The 24342-nt window shown below is 58.8% G+C and carries 26 protein-coding genes; 23 read left to right on the top strand and 3 right to left on the bottom strand.

Features of this window, described 5'->3' with window-relative positions:
* The first annotated feature begins 99 nt into the window (after positions 1-99).
* The gene (locus EV586_RS02290) at positions 100-477 is read left to right on the top strand and encodes a hypothetical protein (protein ID WP_132943447.1); all 378 of its coding nucleotides are present in this window, start codon (positions 100-102) and stop codon (positions 475-477) included.
* 48 nt (positions 478-525) lie between these two features.
* Here the strand turns inward: EV586_RS02290 and EV586_RS02285 are convergent, their stop codons facing one another.
* Positions 526-798, bottom strand: a complete 273-nt coding sequence (locus EV586_RS02285; RefSeq protein WP_132943446.1) for an LPD28 domain-containing protein — start codon at positions 796-798, stop codon at positions 526-528.
* 83 nt (positions 799-881) lie between these two features.
* On the opposite strand from EV586_RS02285, the gene EV586_RS02280 reads away from it, so the two are divergent.
* From EV586_RS02280 to glnA, 6 genes are all read left to right on the top strand, one after another.
* Entirely contained in the window at positions 882-1397 is a 516-nt protein-coding gene (locus EV586_RS02280) for an NUDIX hydrolase (RefSeq protein ID WP_132943445.1), read from the top strand.
* 31 nt (positions 1398-1428) lie between these two features.
* The gene (gene hflX / locus EV586_RS02275) at positions 1429-2799 is read left to right on the top strand and encodes a GTPase HflX (protein WP_132943444.1); all 1371 of its coding nucleotides are present in this window, start codon (positions 1429-1431) and stop codon (positions 2797-2799) included.
* 263 nt (positions 2800-3062) lie between these two features.
* Positions 3063-4343, top strand: a complete 1281-nt coding sequence (locus EV586_RS02270; protein ID WP_132943443.1) for a TolB-like translocation protein — start codon at positions 3063-3065, stop codon at positions 4341-4343.
* Positions 4344-4456: 113 nt separating this feature from the next.
* Positions 4457-5716, top strand: coding sequence for a methionine gamma-lyase family protein (locus EV586_RS02265; protein ID WP_243652924.1), 1260 nt, complete (start codon positions 4457-4459; stop codon positions 5714-5716).
* A gap of 180 nt (positions 5717-5896) precedes the next feature.
* Positions 5897-6322 carry a MerR family transcriptional regulator gene (locus EV586_RS02260; RefSeq protein WP_132943442.1) on the top strand — a complete coding sequence of 142 codons (426 nt, stop codon included), beginning with the start codon at positions 5897-5899 and terminating at the stop codon, positions 6320-6322.
* Positions 6323-6377: 55 nt separating this feature from the next.
* The gene (gene glnA / locus EV586_RS02255) at positions 6378-7712 is read left to right on the top strand and encodes a type I glutamate--ammonia ligase (protein WP_132943441.1); all 1335 of its coding nucleotides are present in this window, start codon (positions 6378-6380) and stop codon (positions 7710-7712) included.
* Between the two features lie 83 nt (positions 7713-7795).
* Here glnA and lexA read toward each other — a convergent pair whose 3' ends face one another.
* Positions 7796-8419, bottom strand: a complete 624-nt coding sequence (gene lexA, locus EV586_RS02250) for a transcriptional repressor LexA (RefSeq protein WP_132943440.1) — start codon at positions 8417-8419, stop codon at positions 7796-7798.
* 226 nt (positions 8420-8645) lie between these two features.
* On the opposite strand from lexA, the gene fabG reads away from it, so the two are divergent.
* The 4 genes from fabG (at position 8646) to clpP (ending at position 11035) form a co-directional block, all read left to right on the top strand.
* Entirely contained in the window at positions 8646-9386 is a 741-nt protein-coding gene (fabG, locus tag EV586_RS02245; protein WP_132943439.1) for a 3-oxoacyl-ACP reductase FabG, read from the top strand.
* A 192-nt stretch (positions 9387-9578) separates the two neighbouring features.
* Complete coding sequence (locus EV586_RS02240) at positions 9579-10178, top strand: winged helix-turn-helix domain-containing protein (protein ID WP_132943438.1); 600 nt, start codon at positions 9579-9581, stop codon at positions 10176-10178.
* Positions 10175-10411, top strand: a complete 237-nt coding sequence (locus EV586_RS02235) for a hypothetical protein (RefSeq protein ID WP_132943437.1) — start codon at positions 10175-10177, stop codon at positions 10409-10411. The genes EV586_RS02240 and EV586_RS02235 overlap by 4 nt, the downstream gene beginning before the upstream one ends.
* Before the next feature lie 42 nt (positions 10412-10453).
* The gene (gene clpP / locus EV586_RS02230; protein WP_132943436.1) at positions 10454-11035 is read left to right on the top strand and encodes an ATP-dependent Clp endopeptidase proteolytic subunit ClpP; all 582 of its coding nucleotides are present in this window, start codon (positions 10454-10456) and stop codon (positions 11033-11035) included.
* 48 nt (positions 11036-11083) lie between these two features.
* Here the strand turns inward: clpP and EV586_RS02225 are convergent, their stop codons facing one another.
* Positions 11084-12445, bottom strand: a complete 1362-nt coding sequence (locus tag EV586_RS02225) for a sodium-dependent transporter (protein WP_243652897.1) — start codon at positions 12443-12445, stop codon at positions 11084-11086.
* A gap of 822 nt (positions 12446-13267) precedes the next feature.
* Between EV586_RS02225 and EV586_RS02220 the strand changes: the two genes are divergently transcribed.
* The 12 genes from EV586_RS02220 to EV586_RS02175 all read left to right on the top strand — a co-directional run bounded on the left by EV586_RS02220 (position 13268) and on the right by EV586_RS02175 (position 24340).
* Positions 13268-13762 carry a helix-turn-helix transcriptional regulator gene (locus EV586_RS02220; protein WP_165898170.1) on the top strand — a complete coding sequence of 165 codons (495 nt, stop codon included), beginning with the start codon at positions 13268-13270 and terminating at the stop codon, positions 13760-13762.
* 70 nt (positions 13763-13832) lie between these two features.
* Positions 13833-14378 (top strand): GNAT family N-acetyltransferase, encoded by a 546-nt coding sequence (locus EV586_RS02215; protein ID WP_165898169.1) that lies wholly within the window; start codon positions 13833-13835, stop codon positions 14376-14378.
* A 283-nt stretch (positions 14379-14661) separates the two neighbouring features.
* Positions 14662-14823, top strand: coding sequence for a hypothetical protein (locus EV586_RS20920; RefSeq protein WP_165898168.1), 162 nt, complete (start codon positions 14662-14664; stop codon positions 14821-14823).
* Positions 14824-14913: 90 nt separating this feature from the next.
* Positions 14914-15720, top strand: a complete 807-nt coding sequence (locus EV586_RS02210) for a SpoIID/LytB domain-containing protein (RefSeq protein WP_132943432.1) — start codon at positions 14914-14916, stop codon at positions 15718-15720.
* 132 nt (positions 15721-15852) lie between these two features.
* The gene (locus EV586_RS20915; protein ID WP_165898167.1) at positions 15853-16002 is read left to right on the top strand and encodes a hypothetical protein; all 150 of its coding nucleotides are present in this window, start codon (positions 15853-15855) and stop codon (positions 16000-16002) included.
* Positions 16003-16128: 126 nt separating this feature from the next.
* Positions 16129-17637 carry a protein O-GlcNAcase gene (locus tag EV586_RS02205; RefSeq protein ID WP_132943431.1) on the top strand — a complete coding sequence of 503 codons (1509 nt, stop codon included), beginning with the start codon at positions 16129-16131 and terminating at the stop codon, positions 17635-17637.
* Between the two features lie 96 nt (positions 17638-17733).
* Positions 17734-18459, top strand: a complete 726-nt coding sequence (locus EV586_RS02200; protein WP_132943430.1) for a GntR family transcriptional regulator — start codon at positions 17734-17736, stop codon at positions 18457-18459.
* A gap of 10 nt (positions 18460-18469) precedes the next feature.
* On the top strand, positions 18470-19432 hold the full coding sequence (locus tag EV586_RS02195; protein WP_132943429.1) for an N-acetylglucosamine kinase: 963 nt from the start codon (positions 18470-18472) through the stop codon (positions 19430-19432).
* Positions 19433-19456: 24 nt separating this feature from the next.
* On the top strand, positions 19457-20353 hold the full coding sequence (gene murQ, locus EV586_RS02190; protein WP_132943428.1) for an N-acetylmuramic acid 6-phosphate etherase: 897 nt from the start codon (positions 19457-19459) through the stop codon (positions 20351-20353).
* Positions 20354-20364: 11 nt separating this feature from the next.
* Positions 20365-22005, top strand: a complete 1641-nt coding sequence (gene nagZ / locus EV586_RS02185; protein ID WP_243652896.1) for a beta-N-acetylhexosaminidase — start codon at positions 20365-20367, stop codon at positions 22003-22005.
* The gene (locus EV586_RS02180) at positions 22002-23189 is read left to right on the top strand and encodes an anhydro-N-acetylmuramic acid kinase (RefSeq protein ID WP_132943427.1); all 1188 of its coding nucleotides are present in this window, start codon (positions 22002-22004) and stop codon (positions 23187-23189) included. Before nagZ ends, EV586_RS02180 begins: the two co-directional genes overlap by 4 nt.
* Complete coding sequence (locus tag EV586_RS02175; RefSeq protein ID WP_165898166.1) at positions 23186-24340, top strand: exo-beta-N-acetylmuramidase NamZ family protein; 1155 nt, start codon at positions 23186-23188, stop codon at positions 24338-24340. The genes EV586_RS02180 and EV586_RS02175 overlap by 4 nt, the downstream gene beginning before the upstream one ends.
* Positions 24341-24342 lie beyond the last annotated feature (2 nt).

Here is a 24342-nt window from a genome sequence, read left to right as displayed (position 1 = left end):
GTTTATTGCGGTATTTGAGGCGCAAGAATTCACGAGCCACCCGGGATGATTTTTGTGAAAATCAAAGCAAGAAGTGACGCTGAGAGGAGCTTGATCAACATGAGAATTCGCTGCTATTTGGTAACGGCTCATGCACCGCAAGGAACGACGTTGAAGGAAGCCAATGAGCTGTGGAACGCCTATATCGCCGATCGGCGGCGCGGTCACTGCGTGTTTCATGACCATTTTCAAGACAGTCCGGGCGGGGTGGCGGTGATCGAGGCGGCGACGGAGGAGCAGCAGGCGCGTCTGTACGACTTGGCCGGGCTGCCAGGCTGGCAATGCGTGCTGCACCCGCTGATCTACGCGCAGTCGGCTGCCGGATTTGTACAGCAGACCGCCTACACGTCGGGCACCTACGCCGGTGTGCCGCTGCAGGAGCTGCTCGACCGCTTGGCGCGGGCCAGAGCGGCCGGCACCGACCTCAAACGAGCCTGACCGCAAAACGAAAACAACCACCCGAGCACGCTGCGGGTGGTTGTTTGTTTACCTGTTCAGGCCGAATTTCTCTGCGAGCTTTAAGCCGAGCTCTTCGGTCAGGGAATGGAAGTCGCCTTGGTTGAACTCAAACGGCTCCTCGGTGACCATCGTGCCCCAGAACCCCTCTTCGTCCACGCTGTCTTCGATCATGTACGGCACATGCGGATGTTCCTCATCGCGGCGCAGCTCGTAGTAGTATTTGTCCGCTTCGCGGTCCATGTCCTCGATGCGGTCGGTGGTGATGCCGACCTTCTGGCCTTTGAATTTCAAGTATTTCACACTGAATCTTCCTTTCCTTGGTATTTCTGCTGTTCTTCTTATTATACAAGATGATAGTATAGGATCAAAGGAGGTTCGGCAGGATGGACATTCGTTGGCACCGCCATTTTGGCGTTTACGGCATCTGTTATGATGAAGCAAAAGAAGCTTTGCTCGTCGTGGAAAAAGCGGGCGGACCGTACCGGGGGCGCTACGACCTGCCCGGTGGCTCGGTCGATCCCGGTGAAGGAATGCTGGAAGCGTTGCAGCGCGAGTTTCTAGAAGAGACCGGCATGCCGGTGACCTCGCAGCAGAATCTCGGCGCCTATGATTTTCTCGTCCCGCACGAGTGGAAAGGCACCACCCATCTGCACCACATCGCCGTCTTTTACAAAGTCGCACTGGCCGATCAGGAAGCGCCGGCCGGCTCGATTGAGCGCGTTCTGCAAACAGGCAGCGGGCAGGAGCTGAACGATTCGTTCGGCCTGGAATGGGTGCATCTTGGCGAGCTGGAAGAAGACAACACCTCGCCGCTGGTGCGCAAAGCGATGGAATGGATCGCGTCCGGACGGATGAGTTCGGAGACGGTGGTGTACGAAAGCTGGACGGTGTTACAATAACGGGTAAGATCAGACAAAAAGGAATGAGAGCATGCACGAAATACAAGAACAGCAAAACCGCGTGGAACGAGCGGTGCTCGTAGGCCTGCGCCTGAATCAAAAGGATGAAACGGTCTGGACGATGGCCTTCCAGGAACTGCGCGGCCTCGTCGAAACGGCAGGTGCGGAAGTGGTCACCGAAGTGGTGCAAAACCGCGGCCTGCCCGATTCGGCGACCTATATCGGCAGCGGCAAGCTCGACGAATTGCGCGCGGTGGTCGAAGAGCTGGAAGCGGATCTCGTCGTCTTCGACGCCGAACTTTCGCCGAAACACGTCCGCAATTTGGAAGAAGCGCTGCCCTGCCGCGTGCTCGACCGCACGCAGATCATCCTCGACATCTTCGCGTTGCGGGCCAAGACGCGCGAAGGCAAGCTGCAGGTCGAACTGGCGCAGCTCAACTACCTGCTCCCGCGCCTGACCGGGCGCGGCGCCTCGATGTCCCGGCTCGGCGGCGGCGTTGGCACGCGCGGTCCCGGCGAAACGAAGCTGGAGACCGACCGCCGCTACATCCACCGCCGTCTGGTCGAGCTGAGCCGTCAACTGGATGAGGTTCGCAAACACCGCGACCTGCACCGCCAGCGCCGCAAGAAGCAGGATGTACCGGTGATCGCCTTTGTCGGCTACACCAACGCCGGCAAGTCCACTTTGATGCGCAAGATCGTCGAGCGTTACGGCACAGGCAGCAAAGAGGTGGCCGAAGGGCGCAACCGCCTGTTCGACACCTTGGACACGACGACGCGCCAAGTGCAGTTGCCCGATGGGAAGACGGCGATCTTCTCCGACACGGTCGGTTTCATCCAGCAACTGCCGCATTCGCTGGTCAAAGCGTTCCGCTCCACGCTGGAAGAGACGGCTGAGGCCGACTTGATCGTCCATGTGGTCGACGCGTCCCACCCGAATTTTGACGTGCAGATGGCGACGGTGTACGGCGTGCTGGGCCAGCTCGATGTGCTGAACCGCCCGGTGCTGACCGCGTTTAACAAAATCGACCTCGTGCCGGGCACCTGGCTTGGCAACGATCCCAACTCGACGGAGACGATCCGCCTGTCCGCTCTGCACGGGGACGGCGTGCAGGACATGATGGAGAAGATCGACGACTTGGTCGGCGTCCGCCACCTGATCGTAAAAGCGGAAGTGCCGTACAAAGAAAGCGCGCTGGTGGCGCGCATCCACCGCGAAGGACGCCTGTTCGCCGAAGAGCACCGCGAAGCGGGCACCTATCTGCATGCCGAAGTGCCGCATGCGATCGCCGAAGAGCTGCGCCCGTATCTGATCGAAGCAGCGCAGGAAACCAAACTGGCCAAGCCGGCGAAAACGAACGAGCAAATGATTTTCGATATGACCGATTCCACGCTGCAATAAGGAAACTGGAAGAGCCTGCCTTGTCTTAAAAGGCGGGCTCTCTTTAGTTAAGAGATTTTCTTTGGGGTCTCGATAAATTTTATTAGGTAAGTTGTTGACTTTATCGAATTGTCTGATTATACTGAGGGTACAAGAGAGATTAAACTATGAGAGCAGCGAGGAAGGGGCACCCGACAGGGTGCCTTTTCCAATTTCCGTGCATGGGCAGGCGGCAGTGGGAAATAGTAGGGGGGATACCTACTTTTTGACGGGAGGGCTTCTGCATGAAACGGTTCAGGAAGCAGACCGGTCTGGTCTTCCTCTGCGTGATACTCCTTTTTTGTTGGACATCGGCGCCTGTTGCTGCCTGGCAAGGCGATTCGCTAGAGCTGGCCTTTATCCGGGACGGCAAACTGTGGGTCAAGCAAGGGGTGCAGGAGCGCCCGGTCACGGCGGACGGCATCGCGTCATGGCCGCTCTGGTCACCGGATGGAAGATGGATTGCCTTTCAGAAGCGGGAGCGCGCGCAGGACGATTACGCTCAGCTCTGGGTCTACGATGTGGCAAACGGGCGCACCTACCCGGTGCATGACCGCGTGATTTCTGCGCGCTGGTCGCCGCAGGGCAGTCTGCTGGCCTTTCGCGTCGATTCGGACCTGCTGGTGGCCGACCTGCGGGCAGGCGTGTTGAAAGCGGCGCAGCAGGTGGTGCCGGGGATCAGCGATTATACATGGTTTCCGGACGGCAGCGGCTTCCTCGTGTCGTCGCTTGGGCAGTTGGCGCCGACGGGCTGGACGTCGAGCGAGCTGTATAAAGTCTGGTATTCGCCCGATGAAGAGGCGAAGCAGGTGCGCAAGTTTTATTCGCTGCCGAATCCGCTGCGCTTTTTGGATCAAGAGTATTTGGCGATCGGCACGAGCGGGTTCAAATGGTCGGAGGACGGCAAGTGGATCGCGTTTATCGCCACCCAGACTGCGTCGCTGTCGGCCGATGCCAATGTGCTGTGCCTGTTGTCGGCCGACGGGAAATCGTTTAAGCCGGCGGCAGAGATGCTGGCGTACGACGAGTGGTTCAAATGGGCGCCTATAGGCGCCAAGCTCGGCGTGATCGCCGGCAGCGGGCGCTTCTCACTGCTCGGCAAGCGTTTGTCGCTGTTCGGGCCGCCGTTTGGTGAAGGGCAGAACCTGACGCCGGAGGGACGGGCCGACCGTTCGTTCGCGTGGCTAAATGAGAAGTCGCTGCTCGTCGCCCGCAGCGCCGCGCCGAAGTCGGATCGCGAACCGCTTGGCAACGCCTTTCCCCGCGTGATGCTCGTCGATGCGAAAAGCGGCTCGGCCCGCCCGCTCTCCAGCCCACCCGTCGGCGCAGGCGATTTCGACCCGCAGGCGCTGGCCGGCGGCAAGGCGATGTCCTGGGTGCGCTGGAACAAAAAACGGGCCGACATCTGGGTCGCCAACTCGGACGGCTCGCAGGCCAAGCTGTGGGTGGAAGGGATCGGCGAAGGGCAGATGTATTATGAGCACTGGCATTGGGACAGCGTGTTGAGCTGGAAGCCGGTCCCCTAAGCAAAACAGCATGACCCTTTCGGGTCATGCTGTTTTGCTTAGGGGATTTGCAGCGCTTTTTTATGGTATAGTGATAAGGATTGTTTCATAGATGGGAGAGACGTGTTTTGTCCTTGTTGCAACTTTTGCAAAATCCGACTTGGCTGTCATTGACCGCCAAGATTGAACAGAAACTTACTGAACAGTTCCGCTCGATCGACGAGACGGTCGTCTACAACCAGGCCAAGCTCTTGCAGGCGTTTCAAGAGGAGCGGGTGAGCGATTTTCATTTCGCTTCTTCGACCGGCTACGGCCACAACGACGCCGGGCGCGAGACGCTGGAGCGCGTCTATGCCAAGGCGTTTGGAGCAGAAGCGGCGCTGGTGCGCCCGCACATCGTCTCCGGAACGCACGCGATCGCGCTGGCGTTGTATGGCGTATTGCGCCCGGGCGATGAGCTGCTCTATATCACCGGCAAGCCGTATGACACGCTGGAAGAAGTGATCGGCGTGCGCGGCGAAGCGGGGGAAGGGTCGCTGAAGGAATTTGGCGTCTCGTTTGACTCGGTGCCGCTCTTGGCGGGCAAGGTCGATTATGACCTCGTCGTCAAGAAGATCAAACCGAACACGAAGATGATCGGCATCCAGCGCTCGGCCGGCTACTCGTGGCGCTCGTCGTTTACGGTCGAAGAGATCGGGGAAATGGTGCGCTTCGTCAAAGGGATCAAGCCGGACGTCGTCGTCTTTGTCGACAACTGCTACGGCGAGTTCACCGAGCGCCGCGAACCGACCGAAGTCGGCGTCGACCTGATCGTCGGTTCCCTGATCAAGAACCCGGGCGGCGGATTGGCGCACAGCGGCGGCTATGTCGCCGGACGCGCCGACCTCGTGCACCGCGCAGCCTGCCGTTTGACCGCGCCCGGCATCGGGGCGGAGCAGGGGGCGATGCTCGGCACCAATCGCACGCTGTTTCAAGGCTTCTTCCTCGCGCCGCATGTGGTCGGCGAAGCGTTGAAAGGCGCGGTGTTCGCAGCCGGGCTGTTCGAAGAGCTCGGCCTGACCACCCATCCGGCGTCGACCGCGCCGCGCACCGACATCATCCAGGCGGTGCAGCTCGGCTCGCGGGACCGGCTGATCTCGTTCTGCCAGTCGATTCAGGCGGCAGCGCCGGTCGACTCGCATGTCAAGCCGGAGCCCTGGGCGATGCCGGGCTATGCGGACGAAGTGATCATGGCGGCCGGGGCGTTCATCCAGGGTTCGTCGATCGAGCTGTCGGCCGACGGTCCGATCCGCGAACCGTATATCGGCTACCTGCAGGGCGGCCTGACCTACGCGCATGCCAAAGTGGCCGTGCTGTCGGCGGTGGCCGGATTGAAGGAGCAAGGTCTGCTGTAAAAAGCTGACATAGCGGCACCGAAAAAAGACCATGTTAAAAGGGACATCCCCCTTGGAACATGGTCTTTTTGTCTGCGCAGCAGCCGAGAAAAATTTTCATGTCAACTTTCCTGACATACGTTGACACCTTCTCCTGACATGACATATACTTAGACTATCACAGGGGAGGCGATGATGTGAATGAATGATGAAATCAGACGCAATCTCGCCCTTTTCCCGATCGGCATCGTCCAGAAGCTGACCGACCTGACCGCCCGGCAAATCCGCTACTATGAGCAGCATCAGCTGGTCCGGCCGGCACGCACCGAAGGGAATCAGCGCCTGTTTTCCTTCAATGACGTGGAACGCTTGCTTGAGATCAAGCGGCTGATCGATCAAGGGTTGAACATTGCCGGCATCAAGACGGTGCTGGGAACTGCCAAGACTGTTTCCGATCTGCTGCCTGACCACAAGCGGGAACAGGCGGAGCAGATCGCACAGGAAGTCAAACGCGATCTGTCCGACCGCGAACTTCGAGACATGTTGAAAAAGGAAATGCTGCGCCGTCCGGCGATGCCGGGGAACAACCCGTTTAACGCCGGCGACCTGTCGCGGTTTTTCCATTAAAAACACATAGAGCATTCATTCCGCAGAGGATGGAGCCTGAGGAGGAGAACCAGAAATGAGCTACACTGTAGAAGACGTCAAACGCATGGCCAAAGAAGAGAATGTTCGTTACATCCGCCTGCAATTCACCGACTTGCTCGGCGTGATCAAGAACGTAGAGATCCCGGTCTCTCAACTTGACAAGGCTCTGGATAACAAAATGATGTTTGACGGCTCCTCGATCGACGGCTTCGTCCGCATTGAAGAGTCCGACATGTACCTCTACCCGGACCTCAACACCTGGCTGATCTTCCCGTGGGAAACGGAGAAAGGCTACAAGGTAGCCCGCCTGATCTGCGACATCTACATGCCGGACGGCACCCCGTTCCCGGGCGACCCGCGCTCCACGCTGAAGCGCGCGCTGGAAGACGCAAAAGCGCTGGGCTTTGACACGATGAACGTCGGTCCGGAGCCGGAATTCTTCCTCTTCAAACTCGACGAAAAAGGCAACATCACCACCGAAGTCAACGACCAAGGCGGCTACTTCGACCTCGCACCGGTCGACCTCGGCGAGAACTGCCGCCGCGAGATCGTGCTGACGCTGGAAGAGATGGGCTTTGAGATCGAAGCTTCCCACCATGAAGTTGCAGTCGGTCAGCATGAGATCGACTTCAAATACACCGACGCTGTAACTGCAGCGGACAACATCATGACATTCAAACTGGTCGTCAAAACGATCGCCCGCAAGCACGGCCTGCATGCAACCTTTATGCCGAAGCCGATCTTTGGCATCAACGGTTCCGGTATGCACTGCCACATGTCCCTGTTCCAAGGCAGCACCAACGCATTCTACGATGAAAGCGACGAGCTCGGCCTGTCTCAACAAGCGAAGCACTTCCTGGCTGGCATTCTGCTCCATGCACGCGGCTTTGCAGCGATCACCAACCCGACCGTCAACTCCTACAAGCGTCTCGTTCCGGGCTATGAAGCGCCGTGCTACATCGCATGGTCGGCGAAGAACCGTTCGCCGCTGGTGCGCATCCCGGCCTCCCGCGGCCTGTCCACCCGCGTCGAAGTTCGCAACCCGGACCCGGCTTGCAACCCGTACCTCGCGCTGGCTGCGATGCTGCAAGCGGGCCTCGACGGCATCCGCCGCGAGCTGAAGCTGGTCGATCCGGTCAACCGCAACATCTACGTGATGAACGAAGAAGAGCGCCTCGAAAACGGCATCCTTTCGCTGCCGGCTTCCCTGAAAGAAGCGATCGACGAGCTGCTCGCAGACGAAGTTATCGTCAATGCGCTGGGCGAGCATGTCATCGCGCACTTCGTCGAAGCGAAGCAAATCGAATGGGATATGTTCCGCACCGCCGTCACCGAGTGGGAGCGCAACCAATACCTGACCACGTACTAAGAGCGATAAGCCCCTCATCTCGGCGAGATGAGGGGCTTTTCTATGCATGAAAAAACCCGCCCGGAAAGGGCGGGTTACGTATTTTACATGATCTCGCGGAAAACGCCGATCACTTTGCCAAGGATGGTGACATTGCGGTAGCGCATCGCGTCCATGGTCGGATTCTCCGGCTGCAAGCGGATGTGGTCGGCCTCGCGATAGAAGCGCTTGACGGTCGCTTCGTCGTCTTCGGTCATCGCGACGACAATCTCGCCGTTGTGGGCGGTGGACTGCTGGCGGACGATGACGAGGTCGCCGTCGTAGATGCCGGCATCGATCATCGATTCGCCGACGACGTTGAGCAGGAAGACGTTGTTATCACCGACAAAGCGGGTCGGCAGCGGGAAGTAGTCTTCCACATTTTCGATCGCGGTGATCGGCATCCCCGCCGTGACGCGGCCGACGATCGGCGCCATCACGGTCGAGTATTCAAAGCGGGAATCGGACGCTCCCTCTTCATCGAGCACCTCGATGGCGCGCGGCTTGGTCGGGTCGCGGCGGATCAGACCCTTCTGCTCCAAGCGGGCCAGGTGGCCGTGGACGGTGGAACTGGATGCAAGGCCGACCGCTTCTCCGATCTCACGCACCGATGGCGGATACCCCTTGTCTTTGACTTCTCGTTTGATAAAATCCATGATTTCCTGTTGCCGCTTGGACAGCTTGATCATTGCAGAATACACTCCTTGACTACATGGTATGAGAACTCTATGATGATGGGAAAATATGTTCGCAGATTCGATGTTGAAAAAATTATACCACAGCTTGGTAACAGATACAAACGTAAGTTCTTATTTCCGACATTCTTCCGATTTTTCGGACAGGTGCAACTGGCATGTAACAACGAATGGTATAATTCGATCAGCAGAACAGGCTCAACATGGAGGGAGAACGCATATGCGCTTACAAGACAAGACAGCAATCATCACCGGCGGAGCGAACGGCATCGGCAAGGAGACGGCCATCCTGTTCGCACAGAACGGGGCGAAGGTGATCCTCGCCGATTTTGATGAAACGAACGGCGCGCTTGCCGTCGAAGAACTGCGCGGGCTCGGCGCAGAAGCTCATTTTGTAAAAGCGGACGTGTCCTCGTCCGAAGACGTCGAGCAGATCGTGGCCGCCGCGCTCGAAAAGTTCGGCCGCGTCGACATCCTCGTCAACAACGCCGGGATCACCCGCGACGGCTTCCTCGTCAAGATGGAACAGGAGCAGTGGGACCAAGTGATCGGCATCAACCTGACCGGCGTCTTCCTCTGCACGCAGGCGGCCGCCAAGGTGATGATGGCGCAGGGCAGCGGCGTGATCCTCAATGCCGCATCGGTCGTCGCCCAGTTCGGCAACGTCGGCCAGACCAACTACGCGGCGACCAAGGCGGGCGTCGTCGGCATGACCAAGACATGGGCGAAAGAGCTCGGCCCGAAAGGCGTGCGCGTCAACGCGGTCGCACCGGGGTTTGTCGCCACCAACATGACCGGCAAAGTGCCGGAGAAGGTGCTGCAGGCGATGCAGATGCAGACGCCGCTGCGCCGCCTCGGCCAGCCGCGCGACATCGCCAACGCCTACCTGTTCCTGGCGTCCGATGAAGCGAGCTTTATCAACGGCGCAGTGCTGGCGGTCGACGGAGGCTTGAGCTTCTGATGAGGATGGCGCGGTTTCCATGGCTGGGAGGCCGCGTCCGGCATCATGCCGGGCGACACGGGATTCAGCAGGAGATCATCGAGACCAAGGCAGGCTGTCGGTGGCAGTCTGCCATTTTTTTGCTGTATCATTTTGACAAACGCCGCATAACGTAATAATATATTTTTACGAAGCACAAAGTTTTTAGGGGAGGTGAGGGAGCTGATCCAAGAGACCTGGTATGTGGAACTGCCGGAGCAGGCCACCGCGCTGCTCAACCCGCTCCGGGCGGAGATCCTCTCGAAACTCACCGATCCTGCGTCGGCTGCCGAAGTGGCGCGCATGATCAATGATACGCCGCAACGCGTCAATTATCATCTCAAAGCATTGGAAAAAGTCGGGCTGGCGCGGCGTGTCGGCACCCGGCAGGTGCGCAACCTCGTCGAGGTGCTGTACCAGTCGATCGCCCGCACCTTTGTCATCTCCGAACTGCTCGGCTTGAATCAGGAGGCGATGCAGCGGATCAAGGACCAAAGCTCGCTCGCGCACCTGATCACGATCTCCGACCGCATCAAGCGCGATGCGCTGACTCTGATGGAGCAATGCGATCAGGACGTGCAGATCCCGAGCGCCACGTTGACGATGAAACTGCAGCTGGAAACGGAAGAGAAGCGCCAGGAGTTCGTCCGGGACTATGTGCAACTGGTGCAGGAGCTGGTCGCGAAGTACCAGTCGGCCAATCTTGCGGACGAAGCGTACAACGTGATCCTTGCCGTCTACCCGGACGCAGGTCAAGGAGGGGATGTCAAATGAGTGAACGGCAAGCGGAAGCCAGAGCGGTCGTCGTCTTTGAACGAGCCGAGCGTGGCAGCGAGCGCACCGGCAATGTGATTCCGTTCCCGACGGGTGCCCGCAGTTCCCGCGAAACGGCCGTTGTGGACTGGATGATCGGCGGGAACGGCCAGCAGCCGCAGGTGCGTTTGACCGGGGTGACGTCCGGTTTTGGCGATGTGACCAAGGCATCGCCGCAAGGACTGGCAGCCTGAGTGCAAGGAAGAGCACAAGCTAAAAAAGGGAGGTACTTTTAGATGAACCTGATTCCTTATGTAGTGGAACAAACCAGCATGGGAGAGCGCTCCTATGACATTTATTCGCGGATGCTGAAAGACCGCATCGTCTTCCTCGGCACCGCGATCGACGACAATGTGGCCAACTCGATCATCGCGCAGCTGCTGTTCCTCGCAGCGGATGACCCGGATAAAGACATCCATCTCTACATCAACTCGCCGGGCGGCTCCACATCGGCGGGGATGGCGATCTATGACACGATGCAATACATCAAACCGGATGTCTCGACGATCTGCATCGGCATGGCCGCTTCGATGGGGGCAGTCCTGCTGGCTGCCGGCGCGGACGGCAAACGCATCGCACTGCCGAACGCGGAGATCATGATTCACCAGCCGTCCGGCGGCGCGCAAGGCCAGGCGAGCGACATGGAGATCCAGCTTGAGCGCATGCTGCGCACCAAGCGCACCCTGACCCGAGTCCTCGCCGAACGGTCCGGCAAACCGTATGAGGAAGTGTTGCATGACATGGAACGCGACCACTGGCTGTCGGCAGAAGAGGCGAAGAACTACGGCCTGCTCGACAAAGTGATCGAGAAGCTGTAAGCAGAAAACCACCGCGGGCTGCCCGCGGTGGTTTTTGTTTGCATGAACTTAGGAGAACTTGATGATGCCGATCGAGTACAGGAAGATCACGATCACCATGATCGGCGCGATGTACTTCAGGCAGAACATCCAGGAGTTGTACCAGAAGCCGGAAAGACCCGCTTCTTCGCCGGCACGCTTCCACGCGTAGCCGGTGAACAAAGTGACGATCAGACCGCCGATCGGCAGGAAGATGTTCGAGGCCACGAAGTCGAGGAGATCGAAGAACGTCTTGCCAAACAGCAGGTTGTCAGACAGAATGCCCATCGACATCGAAGCCGGGATGGAAACCACGAAGATGCCAAGCGTCACGAGCACCGACGATTTGGCGCGGCTCCACTTGAAGCGTTCCATCAGGTAAGCGTTCGGAACTTCAACCAGCGAAACGGTGGAAGTCAGCGCAGCGATCGACAGCAGGATGAAGAACAAGAAGCCAAACAGATTGCCCAGCGGCATCGCGGCAAATGCTGCCGGCAGTGCCATGAAGGCGAGGCCCGGGCCTTGACCCGGTTCGATGCCGTAGGAGAAGACGGTCGGGAAGATAATCAAGCCTGCGACAAACGCGTAGAGCAGGTCGCCGCCGGCTACAGCTGCAGCCGCTTTGCCCAGCGACTGTTTCTTCGAGGTATAAGCGCCGTAGGTGAGCATGGCGCCCATACCGAGGGAAAGCGAGAAGAAGGCGTGGCCGAGAGCGACGAGCGCCGATTCGGTGGTCAGTTTGCTGAAGTCGGGCATCAGGAAGAACTCGACGCCTGCGCCTGCGCCCGGCAGGGTCAGCGCGCGGATCATCAGGATGATCAGGATGGCAGCCAGACCGGGGATCAGGATTTTGTTGAATTTCTCGATCCCGCCGGCGACGCCTTTCGCGACGACCCAGCAGGTGATGATCAGCGTAACGATGGTCCAGAAGATCGGCATGTTGCCGCCGGCGAAGGAAAGGAAAGAAGCGGTGTAATCCGGATTTTCAAAAAGATTGCCGGTTAGCGCCGTGAACGCATAGTTCATGGTCCAACCTGCTACGACAGAATAGAAACCCATGATTGCAAAAGCGGAAAATACAGAAAGGAAGCCGAAGTAGCCCCACCATTTGGTCTTGCTCAAGTTATGAAAGGCAGATACTGCGTTGCCGCGTCCACCGCGGCCGATGACCATCTCGGCCAGCAGGATCGGCAAGCCGACCAGCGCGAGACAAAGGATAAAGATGAGGAAGAAGGCCGCGCCGCCGTACATGCCCGTAATGTACGGGAACTTCCACATGTTCCCGAGACCCACCGAGGAACCGATCGCCGCAAGAATGAAGCCGGTAGAAGTGAAACTGTCTGCTGCTTTTGGTTCCAATTGCAGTGATTTGGAATTTGTTTCAATTTTCACACTTTTTCCCTCCCGAAGAAAAATAAGGAATGAATTTATGTTCGAGCAAATTGTATTCATGCTCGAAGCTGATTTCTTTAGAATTGTACGAAAAAGAGTCCGATTTGTCAAACATTTAGTAAGTGCAAATGAAGAATAGGACTGGAGGCTTATCTCCCGAGTCTGGAAGTCTGGGAACGATTCGGTAACGTCTTTAAGATAGAATATTTGTAACTTTCCGAAATTATACGGGGAGGTTGTACGATGCAGTGCAGGGCCGATGAAAACCAGAAGAGTTTTTCGTCGTGCAAGCAGTGAACGTCGAAGCTGTTGGCAAAAGCTTCAATAAATACAACTTCCGGGTAATTCGCGCTTCGAACGTGGGATTATCCCTGCACAACCGGATATGCTACACTGGTGGTGAGGTGAGGAAGATGATTACGATCGACATCAGCGCAGCGGCTGTTGAGCGGATCAAAGAGCTCCAGCAGCTCGAAGGCAAGGAGCACCACGGTGCGCGCATCTATGTCTTGCCGGGCTGAGGCGGTCCGTCCTATCGGCTGGCTCTGGATGAACCGGCCCCGCGCGATACCCAAGTCGAAGAAGAGGGCATCCTGTTTTTGTTCGGCGCGAAGACGGCGAGCCTGGTGCAGGACCTTGTGATCGACTATGAGGAAGATGCAGGCTTTTCGATTTATGATGAAAGCATTCCCGGCTCGCAGTGTTGACGAGCTTTGCTGAACGCCCCCTGTCTGTTGACGGGGGGCTCTTTGGGATGTTTGACAAATTGGCCCCCTTTGTGTAGTGTAAAATTACACAATGACGACAAGGTGGTCGGACGCAGTGGAACAGGGAACTGCACAAGGATTTAGCCGGGATCAGTTCGATAAGATGGTCTCGGACAAGCTGCGGCTGATCCGGGCGGAGCTGGACCTGACGCAAGACAAGATGGCCGAGACGATCGGCATCTCCAAGAAAACGCTGGTGCAGGTCGAAAAAGGACGCCAGACGCTCGGGTTCACGGCGGCCGGCTTGACGGCGGTGCTGTTTCGCAAAAGCGAGATCGTGCAGGCGCTGTTCGGGGACTCTGTGCTGGAGATCCTCGACCTGGTCGCCGGCAAGCGCCAGTCTGGTGCCTGGTACAAGACGTTGGGCGGCAAAGTATGGTGGACGGAGGTGCAGCGCACGGGAGGCTTTTGTCTGCAAAAGCATGTGCTGACCGGACATTTCCGCATCCTCGACGAGGACCATTTTCTGCATTATTACAGCATGGACCCATCAGTTGCGCACAAGCGTCTGCAGGAATTGGCGCTGGACGGCGCGCAGGAAGGCCTCTGACGGAGGCCTTTTTTCAGCTCGCAGGTTGACTGGGACAGGCAGCTTCGCCGGAGTGAATGGAGGAAGTTTCGTGTCAGACATCGAGATCCGACTGATCACAGAAGCGGATTATGAAGAAGTGATCGACTTTGAAATTTCGAACCGCGAGTTTTTGCGCAAGACTGTGCCGGGGCGGGATGATGACCGGTTTTATCATCCGAAAAGGCTGCGCGAGCTGGTTGAGCAGCAGGTGGCGGCCCACCGGACGGGAGAGCGTTTCTCCTACCTGATCCACAACCGCAAAGGGGACTTGGTCGGGCGCTGCCACCTGTATGATATCATGCGCGGTCCGCGCCAAAAGGCGGAGATCGGCTGCCATCTCGACCGCTTGCACGCCGGACATGGGATCGCCAGCAAGGCGCTGCGCCTGCTGATGCGGGAAGCGTTCGAGACACACCGCCTGCATCGGCTGGAAGCATCGACGCTGACGACCAATGTCCCGGCCCAGATGGCGGTACTGCGGCTCGGGTTTCAGTATGTCGGGCGGTCGGAAAAATACATCTTGCTGAACCAAGAGTGGCGTGACTGCGTGCATTTTGCGATCGTCAATCCGAACTGGGAAGGGCTGAAGAGATAAGGAGGAGCCGCCGGCTTCTTCTTTTTTTTATAAAGGGTGTAACCTTTTACTGGGAAGCTGCGTCTATTAAAATAGAATCATATCTGATAGAGTCAAACTACAGTGAGTGAAAAAAGGGCTCAAACTGTCGAAAAATACGGTCATAATTAGTCGAAAATTCGGACAAGCCTGAACCATCACAAAGCGAGGCAGGTGCCTCGAACCATATAACGGCAGCATGAATACAATTGATTCTGCAGAGTGTGCTTGTTTACATACAAGAAGGTCAAGGAGGCGTTCGAGAGTGAAAGTTGCAGATTGGTTTGAGAGCATGGCGTTGCCTAAGCTCGATCAAGTGGAAAAGTATGTTGGCATTCTGGAAGCTCTCGGTTACGAGACCAGACAGCCGGAAGCCGTCACCGACGGCTGGGTCGTCAAATGGCGTCCCCGAAGCGAATCCGCGTAGAGCCCCGCGAGAGCAGGGCTCTTTTTTAATTAATGAGAATAAAACAAAGAGGGTTTCCACTAAAAAGTGCGAAGTGGTATATACCACCAGTTGGCGCTGGGAAAGAACATGGAGCAATACCTGTATCAGGTCGTGCCGAGCGAAATGCCGGCTTCGTTCGGTCTGGAAGCGCTGAAAGCGCAAAGCGTCGCTGCACGCACCTATGCGATGAGCGACTATTTCTCCAACCGCTATGCGCAGCGCGGCTTCCACGTCGATGACTCGACGCTCAGCCAAGTCTACAATAACAGCGCGGAAAGCACGCTACACACCCAGGCGGTCAACGAGACGGCCGGCATGATCATGGAGCAAAACGGCACGCTGGTCGACGCGCGCTACTACTCCACTTCGGGCGGTTATGGCGCTGCCAAGCACGAAGTGTGGTCGGATGCGGGCAACATCTTCCCGGGCAGCCCGATCGCCTATCTGTCGGCGCGCTCCTTCACGTATGATCCGGCCGACAGCTCGAAGATCTACAACATGAACACGCAGGACGAAGCGGCGTTGAACGCTTTCTATAAAGACCTCACCTTGAACGGCTATGATTCTGCGTCCTACTACTTCCGCTGGAAGGTCGGCTTCTCCAAGCTGGAGCTGGAAAACACGATCAACCAAAACCTCGCCGGCCGTTATGCGGCAGATCCGGCGTTCATTTTGACGAAAGACGCAGCGGGCAACTTTGTGCAAAAAGCGATCCCGGCGTCCGGAATCGGCCAACTGAAGAACCTCTACGTCGCCAAGCGCGGCCAAGGCGGCAACATGATGGAGCTGGTCGTCGAAGGCACGACCGGCACCTACAAGATCGTCAAAGAGTACAACATCCGCTTCACGATCCGTCCGAGCAAAACGTACACCTAGGGCCAAGACGTCTCCCTGTATCGCGCCCAAGGCGGCTCGACTGCGTACGACCTCGGCAATACGATCAAAAACAACACGATCCTCCCGTCCGCCTTTGCGACGATTGACATTGCGCGCGATGTGAGCGGCAATGTGTCGACTGTCACTTTCTACGGCGGCGGTAACGGCCACGGCGTCGGCATGAGCCAATACGGCGCTTCGATGCTCGGTTTGTCCGGCTGGTCGTACGATCAGATCCTCAACGCCTACTACAACGGCATGGAACTGGTCCAAGCGTACTAACAACCCGCAACAAAATTCAGAAAAAACTGGCATCGCCCACACTTTTGGGTGGTGCTTTTTTCTGATTATTGTTACTGTAGAAATAGCATTGGAATATTGGGTGGAAATGGGGAAGGAGTCGATTGGATGAAACGAACGGTGATCTGGGCCGGCGTTTTTGTGGCAGCACTTGGAGCAGGCGGTCTGTGGTATGTTTTTGAGTCTCCGCAGCCGCAAGCGCTGCCGCAAGCGAAACAAACGGCGGCCGCTCCGCTCGAACAACTGCAGGCAGACGCGAAAACGGCACAGTCGTTCGCCATTCGCGGTGTGATCGAAGGATTTTACGGGGCGCCGTGGACGCACGAGCAGCGCCTCTCAATGTTCGAGTTCATGTCCCGCAACCATTACAATACATACGTCTATGCGCCGAAAGACGATCCGTACCAGCGCATGGACTGGGCGCTGCCTTATCCGGAGCAGCAGGCGGGGAAGATGCGTGAGCTGATCCAAAAGGCGGAAGCGGGCGGACTGCGATTCGTCTATTCGATCTCGCCGGGCATCCCGCTGGCGCTGCCGAACAAGCCGATTTCGAAGGAGATGTATGAAAAATCGATTCTGTTCTCCTCCGAGGATGACCGCAAGCGTCTGTCCGATAAAGTCGCACAGCTGCAAGGCATGGGCGTGAAGACAATCATGCTGTCGTTTGACGACGTGCAGGATGAGCTGAAGGACAAAGACCGCGGGATCTACGGCACCAACTATGCGGAAGCGCACATGCAGCTCGCCAACGCGCTGCTCGCCGATGGAAAGAAGAAAGACCCCGGCTTCGAGCTGTGGTTCGCTCCAACGCGGTACTGGGGGGTCAAGGACCATCCGTACTGGCAGACCTTGCGCGAACAGCTCGACCCGGCGATCAGCGTGATCTGGACCGGTCCGGAGATCCTTTCGAAAAAAATCGATTCGGCCGACGCGGACAAAGTCGCGCAGCTATTAGGCCGCAAGCCATTGATCTGGGATAACTATCCGGTCAACGATTATACCTATGCGATCGCCAATGAGCCGCAGCTGTTTTTCGGCCCGTTGGAAGCGCGTTCTGAAGACCTGCAAGCTCACGTTTCCGGCCTGCTGGCCAATCCGATGGTGCAGCCGGAATCTTCGAAGCCGGCCCTGTACTCGATCTCCAAATATCTGCAGAACCCGGCGGCGTACGATCCTGAGAAATCGTATGTGGAAGGCCTCTCCGAGCTGAAAGGCGTGGGAAAATCTGGTCTGTTCAACAAGTTTACCGACTATTCCCGCCGTTCGATGTTTGCTGAGGATGAGTGGAATCCGAAGTTTAAGGAACTGGTCGACGCGGAAGATACGGCGCGGCTGAAAAAAGAGTTCGATGAGCTGAAAGGGCTGCGCGGCGAGTTGCAGAAGAGCACGACGAACAAGCAGTTGCTCAAAGAGATCGACCCGTGGCTGATGAAGCTGAGCCGCGAAGGGGAGCTCGGCTTGCTGACGCTGCGGATGCTGGCCGCCGCGCCGGGGACGCCGGAGCGCGCCGAACTGACCCGGCAAACGGAGGCCGAGTTGAACAAGCTGAAGCAGGAGCCGTACAAGATCGGGGAAGAGATTTTAACGTTTGTGGACTTGTCTTTGCAGAAACAGTAAATTTTTTATGCAATTCGAAAAATCAGCAGGAAATGTATGCGATTTTTCGAATATATAAAGTGGTATAGACCTCCATATGTTAGGTGAAGTGATGCCATGTTAAAGAAGAATATTCCAATTCCGTTGTATTATCAGCTCAAAGAACGGTTGACCCAGACGATCCGCGAAGGAGAATTGCCGCCCGGAGCGTTGATGCCGTCGGAACGCGAACTGAGCGACCGCTACGGGATCAGCCGGATGACCGTTCGGCAGGCGTTGGGCGAGATGGTCAAAGAGGGCCTGCTGGTGCGCGAGCAGGGCAAGGGGACATTTGTCGCCGAGCCGAAGATCGATCAGCCGCTCCTGCGTCTGACCTCGTTTAGCGAAGACATGCGCAGCCGCGGGATGAAGCCCGACTCGCGCATCCTCGCCATCTATACTGAGGAAGCGGGGCCAAAGGTCGCTGCGGCGCTGCGGCTGGAGCAGAATCGCCAGGTGCTGGTGCTGGAGCGCGTCCGCTTGGCCGATTCCAAGCCGATGGCGTTTGAGGTGTCACATCTGCCTCTTGCCCGCTTCCCGGAGCTGGAGCAGGAAGACCTGCATTCCGTTTCGCTGTACACCTTGCTGGAGGAGAAGCATGGCCTGCAGATCAAGTTTGCCAGACAAGTGATCGAAGTGGGGCTGTCCGACCGCTCGAATTCGGAAGCGCTCGGCATCTCCGTCAAATCGCCCGTGCTGTTGATTGAGCGCGTGACGTTTGACGGGGACGAACAGCCGTTCGAATATGTCAGCTCGGTGTATCGGGGCGACCGCTACAAACTTCAAGTAGAACTCCATCGGTAGGTGTTGACAGTTGAACGCAAGGAAAGCGTTTGTAGGCGTTGACGGGGGCGGAACCAAAACCCGGGCTGTCGTCGTCGCCGAAACAGGCGAACTGATCGCCGACATCGTGACGGAAGGCAGCAATGTCAATCATTTCGGTTGGGAGCGCGCTCAAGCTGTTTTGGGAGAGCTTTTTGCACAGATTCGCGCCGCATGCCCTTCCGGATCTTGGATGAGCAGTCTTTTTTTCGGATTAGCAGGAGTTGACAGGCCGGAAGAGAGAACAAAGATGCGTGAATGGATTTTGGAACAATGGCCGGGCGCATTTGTCGGTGTGGAAAATGATACGCTGCCGGCGCTGGTCGGCGGCTCCGGAGAGACGGAAGGGATCGTTTTGATCGGCGGCACCGGTTCGATCGCCTTTGGTATCAACGACCGCGGCGAGAAATGCCGAGTCGGCGGCTGGGGCTATCTGATCGGCGATGAAGGCAGCGGCTACAACATCGGCAAAGATGCGTACTCGGCCGTCTTGAAGAGCTTTGACGGCCGCGGCCCGCAGACTTTGTTGACCGGCAAGATCCTCGCGTACTACGGTCTCCAAGACCCGACCGCGCTGATCCCGCTGGTCTACTCCAACGGATTTACCCGCGAACAGGTCGCGGCGGTCACCCGGTTTGTTTTTGAAGCAGCCCGGGAAGGCGACGAGGTGAGCCTGACCTTGCTGAGCAGGGCGGCCGATGAGCTCGGCGAACTGGTCCGGACGATGCTGACCCGCATGTCGTTTGTCAAACAGCGGGTGCCGGTCGTCCTGACCGGCGGGTTGTTCCATGAAGGAAGTCCCCTGATCGGCATGGTCCAAGGCCGGCTCTCGGGACGGGCCGATGTTGTGCGCAGCGAGCAGCCACCCGTCGTCGGCGCCGTCCTGCTGGCGCATAAGCAGACAGGCACTGCCCCTGGCGAGCACTGGGAGCAGACATTGTCCGGAATCAAGTAAGGCAGAGAAGGGATGACCCGGTCAATGGAATTAATATCGAAATTAAGCACCGAACAGACCAACGAGCAGTCCGCCAATCTCGACCGGCTGAGCGCACTGGAGATCGTGACGCTGATCAATCGCGAAGACCAGACGGTAGCACTCGCGGTGCAGCAAGCCCTGCCCCAGATCGGGGCGGCGGTGAAAGCGATCGCAGAAGCGCTCGCCAAAGGCGGACGCCTCTTTTACATCGGAGCCGGCACGAGCGGCCGGCTCGGCATTCTCGATGCATCCGAATGCCCGCCGACGTTTGGCACCGAGGCAACGCTTGTGCAAGGCCTGATCGCCGGTGGTGACTCCGCGCTGATCAACGCTTTGGAAGGCGCGGAGGACGATGCGGACGCCGGTGCGCAGGACTTGCGGGCGGCGAACTTGACCCTGCTTGACGTGGTGGTCGGGATCGCAGCCAGCGGACGAACGCCGTATGTCGCCGGAGCGTTAACGCACGCCCGTGAGATCGGGGCGGCGACGATCGCCTTATCCTGCAATGCGCCGGCGGAGATCTCTCAGCTGGCCGACGTGGCGATCGAGGTGGTGACCGGCCCCGAGGTGCTGATGGGCTCGACCCGGCTCAAAGCCGGCACCGCGCAGAAGATGGTGCTGAACATGCTGAGCACGGCGAGCATGGTGCTGAACGGCAAGGTCTATCAGAATCTGATGATCGACGTCAAGCCGACCAACATCAAGCTGATCGACCGCGCGACCCGGATTTTGACGATGGCGGCCGACGTGGACGAGGACACGGCAGCCGCCGCTTTGAAACTGGCGGACAACCGGGCCAAAGTGGCGCTGGTGATGCTGAAAACAGGGCTTGGACCGCAGGAGGCGGAAGCGCGCCTGCAAGCGGTCGGCGGATTTGTCCGCCGGGCCATCGAAGGATAGGAGGGAGACGTGTGGCTGCAAAAGAACGAACGCTGCGCCAGAAGATCGGGCAGACGATGATGTTCGGGTTTCACGGTACAGACCCGACGCCGGAGATCACCACGCTGATCCGCGACCATCATGTCGGAGGGGTCATCTTGTTCGCCCGCAACATCGCGGAGCCGAAAGAGGTGCTCCGCCTGACGGTCGCGTTGCAAAAGATCGCCTATGAGGCCGGTCATGAACTGCCGCTCCTGATCTCGATCGACCAGGAGAACGGCATCGTGCGCCGACTCGGCGCCGGCACGACGCTGCTGCCGGGCAACATGGCGCTCGGCGCTGCCGGGGACACCAGCCTCGTCAAGGCGACGGCAGAAGCGACCGGGCGCGAATTGAAGGCGCTCGGGATCAATTACAACCTGGCGCCGGTGCTCGATGTGAACAACAATCCGCACAACCCGGTGATCGGGGTGCGCTCGTACGGGGAAGACCCGCAGTTTGTCGCCGCATGCGCCGCGGCGGCGATCCACGGCTTTCAGGAGGCTGGCGTGGCCACCTGCGGCAAGCACTTCCCGGGGCACGGGGACACCAGCAAGGACTCGCATCTGACCTTGCCGATGATTCCGCATCGCCGTGAACGCTTGGAACAGGTGGAGCTGGTGCCTTTTGTGAAAGCGATTGCAGAAGGCGTCGATTCGATGATGATCGCGCATGTCTGCTTCCCGGAGATCGAGCCAGATCGGTCGCTTCCGGCGACATTGTCCCGCCGCGTCGTTACCGATCTGCTGCGCGATGAGCTCGGATTCGAAGGCGTGATCACCACCGACTGCATGGAGATGAAGGCGATCGCCGACAGCCCGGGCACGGTGGAAGGCACGTACCGCGCCTTTCAAGCGGGCATCGACCTGTTGTTCATCTCGCACACCTGCGAGTGGCAGCTCGGCGCGATCGAACGGCTGGCAGCCGGGCTCGAAGCGGGCGACACGCCGCTGGAACGCCTTGAAGAAGCGTACGGTCGCATTCGCAAGCTGAAGCAGAAGTACTTGAGCTGGGACGAGATCACACCGTATTTTGCTCAGCAAGACCCAGAGCCGGACGCGCTCGTCGGGGGAGCGGAGCATGAACGCCTGGCCCGTGTGACGCTGACGAAAAACGAGGCGGGGCTGCTCCCGCTCACTGTCAGCACCGACCAGACGATCGCGGTGGTCTGTTTGACGAACACGATGACCTCGCTGGTGGAAGACGAGCGCTATCTGATCAACCCGCTGCAACGGGCGGTAGAAGCGGCGCATGGGAACACGCGCTGCCTGGAAGTGAACAATCCGCCGACCGCAAGCGACATCGAACAGGTGCTGGGCCAACTGACAGGCTGTGCGGCGGTGATCATCGGGACGATGAACGCGCACCTGGCGCCGGGGCAGGCCGAGCTGGTCAACCGCTTGAACGGATCGGGCCTCCCGCTGGTCGTGATCTCGATGCGCACGCCGTATGATCTGGCGGTGTTCCCGGAGGTGGCGACGCACATCGCGGCGTACGAATTTACGCCGGCCGCCTTGGAGATCGCCGTCGAAGCAGTCTTTGGCAAGCGCGAACTGCAAGGACGGCTGCCGGTGACCATCCCGGGCGCGGCCGCCCGCGGGCATCGAGCACACAGCCGGGGGGAAGGGCGATGACCGCATTTGAGAATCTGATCTGTGTCGGTCTGATGTCCGGCACCTCGGTGGACGGCATTGACGTCGCGGTTGTGGAGATCGCAGGCGCGCCTCCGGAGCTGGCGGTACAGGTGGTGCATTTTGAAACGGTGCCTTTTGCGGATGAAGTGCGCAAGCGCATCTTCCGGCTGTTCGATCCTGAGCAGGCGACGGTGCCGGAACTCAGCACGATGAACGTTTTGCTCGGCCATGTGTTTGCCGATGCGACGCTGCTCGCCCTGCGCCGCGCTGGGATCGCGCCGCAAGATGTCACGCTGATCGCTTCGCATGGGCAGACGATCTACCACAGCCCGGTGCCGGTGCCTGTCGCCGGGTATGAGATCACCTCGACCCTGCAGATCGGCGAAGCGTCGGTGATCGCCGAAAAGACGGGGATCACGACGATCTCCGACTTCCGCGTCGCCGATATGGCGGCTGGCGGACAAGGGGCGCCTTTGGTGCCGTTTGTCGACAAATTGCTGTTCACCTCGCCCGACCGCGGGCGGATCGCTGCCAACATCGGCGGTATCGCCAACCTGACCTTGCTGCCCGCTGGCGGCGCGACCGGTCCGCTCGGCTTTGACACCGGCCCCGGCAACATGATCATCGACGGACTGGTGCAGAAGATCACCGGCGGTGCGGAGCGCTATGACCGCGACGGCCGGCTGGCCGGGAGGGGCAGCGTCGACGAAGCGTTTCTCGCCAAACAGCTGGCAGTGCCGTATTTTGCAGCCCGGCCGCCAAAATCGACGGGGCGCGAGCTGTTTGGCGCGCAATGCGTCGAAGCGTGGTGGCAGGAGGGGCAGGAAGCCGGACTGAGGCCGGAGGATCTGGTGCGGACGGCGACCGAATATACCGCCCGGACGTTCGCCGACGCCGTGAAAGCGTTCGTGCTGCCCGAGCATGAGGTGGCGGAACTGTTTGTCGGTGGCGGTGGCGCCTACAACCCGGTATTGATGGACAGCATTCGGGCGCAGCTGCCCGGGCTGAAGGTACAACAGCAGGAAGCGACCGGGATACCGGGCGACGCAAAAGAAGCGGTCTGTTTTGCAGTCTTGGGATATGAGTGTTATCACCATCGGCCGAACAATCTCCCCTCGGCGACCGGGGCAACGCGCCCGGTCGTGCTGGGCAAGGTCGTATGGGGGGAGGAGGCACGTTCATGATACGCATCGGGATCGAAGGATTTTTTGAAGAATATCTGGATCAGTTTCGAGGGTCCAAGGTCGGCTTGCTCAGCCACCTGCCCGCCGTCGACAGCCAGTTTGTCACGTCGATCGACCTCGTGGCGACACATCCCGACCTGCAGCTGAAAGCGCTGTTCACGCCGGAGCACGGCTTGTACGGCGTGGCGCAGGCGGGGGAGCAGATCGTCGATGAGATTCACCCGCGCTACAAAGTGCCGATCTTCTCGCTGTACGGCACGCGGGAGAAGCCGACCGCGAAGATGCTGAACGGACTCGACCTGCTCCTGATCGACTTTCAAGATGTCGGAGCGCGCTTCTATACTTACATATCTGCGCTCGGCTACATGCTGGAAGCGGCAGCAGAAGCCGGCTTGCCGGTGTTTGTGCTTGACCGGCCGAATCCGGTCGGGGGCCGCCTGGTCGAAGGGCCGGTCCTGACCCCGGAGCATGTCTCCTATGTCGGACGCTACCCGATCCCGATCCGCTACGGCATGACGATCGGCGAGTTGTCGCTGTGGATCGCCAAGCAGGCGCAGCTTTCCGTCTGTCTGATCATCGTGCCAATGGTGGGCTGGCAGCGTTCGCTATGGTTCGATCAGACCGGGCGGGACTGGGTACCGACCTCGCCGAACATGCCGTCATTGTCGACGGCGATCGTCTATCCGGGCATGACGCTTTTCGAAGGCACCAACGTCACCGAAGGGCGGGGCACGACGCGGCCGTTTGAGTATTTCGGCGCGCCGTGGATCGAGCCGTCCGTGCTGATCGGCCGCTTCCACGAGAAGGGGCTGCCGGGGGTGCGCCTGCGCGAAGTTTCGTTCGTGCCGACGTTCTCCAAGTACAAAGACGAAGTGTGCCGCGGGGCTCAGGTGCACGTCACCGACCGCGAGCAATTCCGGCCGGTGCGCACGGCGGTGCATCTGCTGGAAGTGATCAAAGAGCTCTACCCGGACGATCTTCGTTGGACCGACCCTGTGCGCGGCCGCCATTTTATCGACCTGTTGTGCGGCACTTCCGAACTGCGTGCGGCGATCGACAGCGGACAGGACATCACCTCGCTGTATGAAAAATGGGAAGGAGAGGCGGAAGCGTTCCGTTCCGCCAGTTCTTCCAACTTTTTATATTCATAAAT

The sequence above is a fragment of the Tumebacillus sp. BK434 genome (genome assembly GCF_004340785.1).
GTDB lineage: Bacteria > Bacillota > Bacilli > Tumebacillales > Tumebacillaceae > Tumebacillus_A.
The sequence above is the reverse complement of the archived record's forward strand: the minus strand, read 5'-3'. Positions and strand labels throughout refer to the sequence as shown.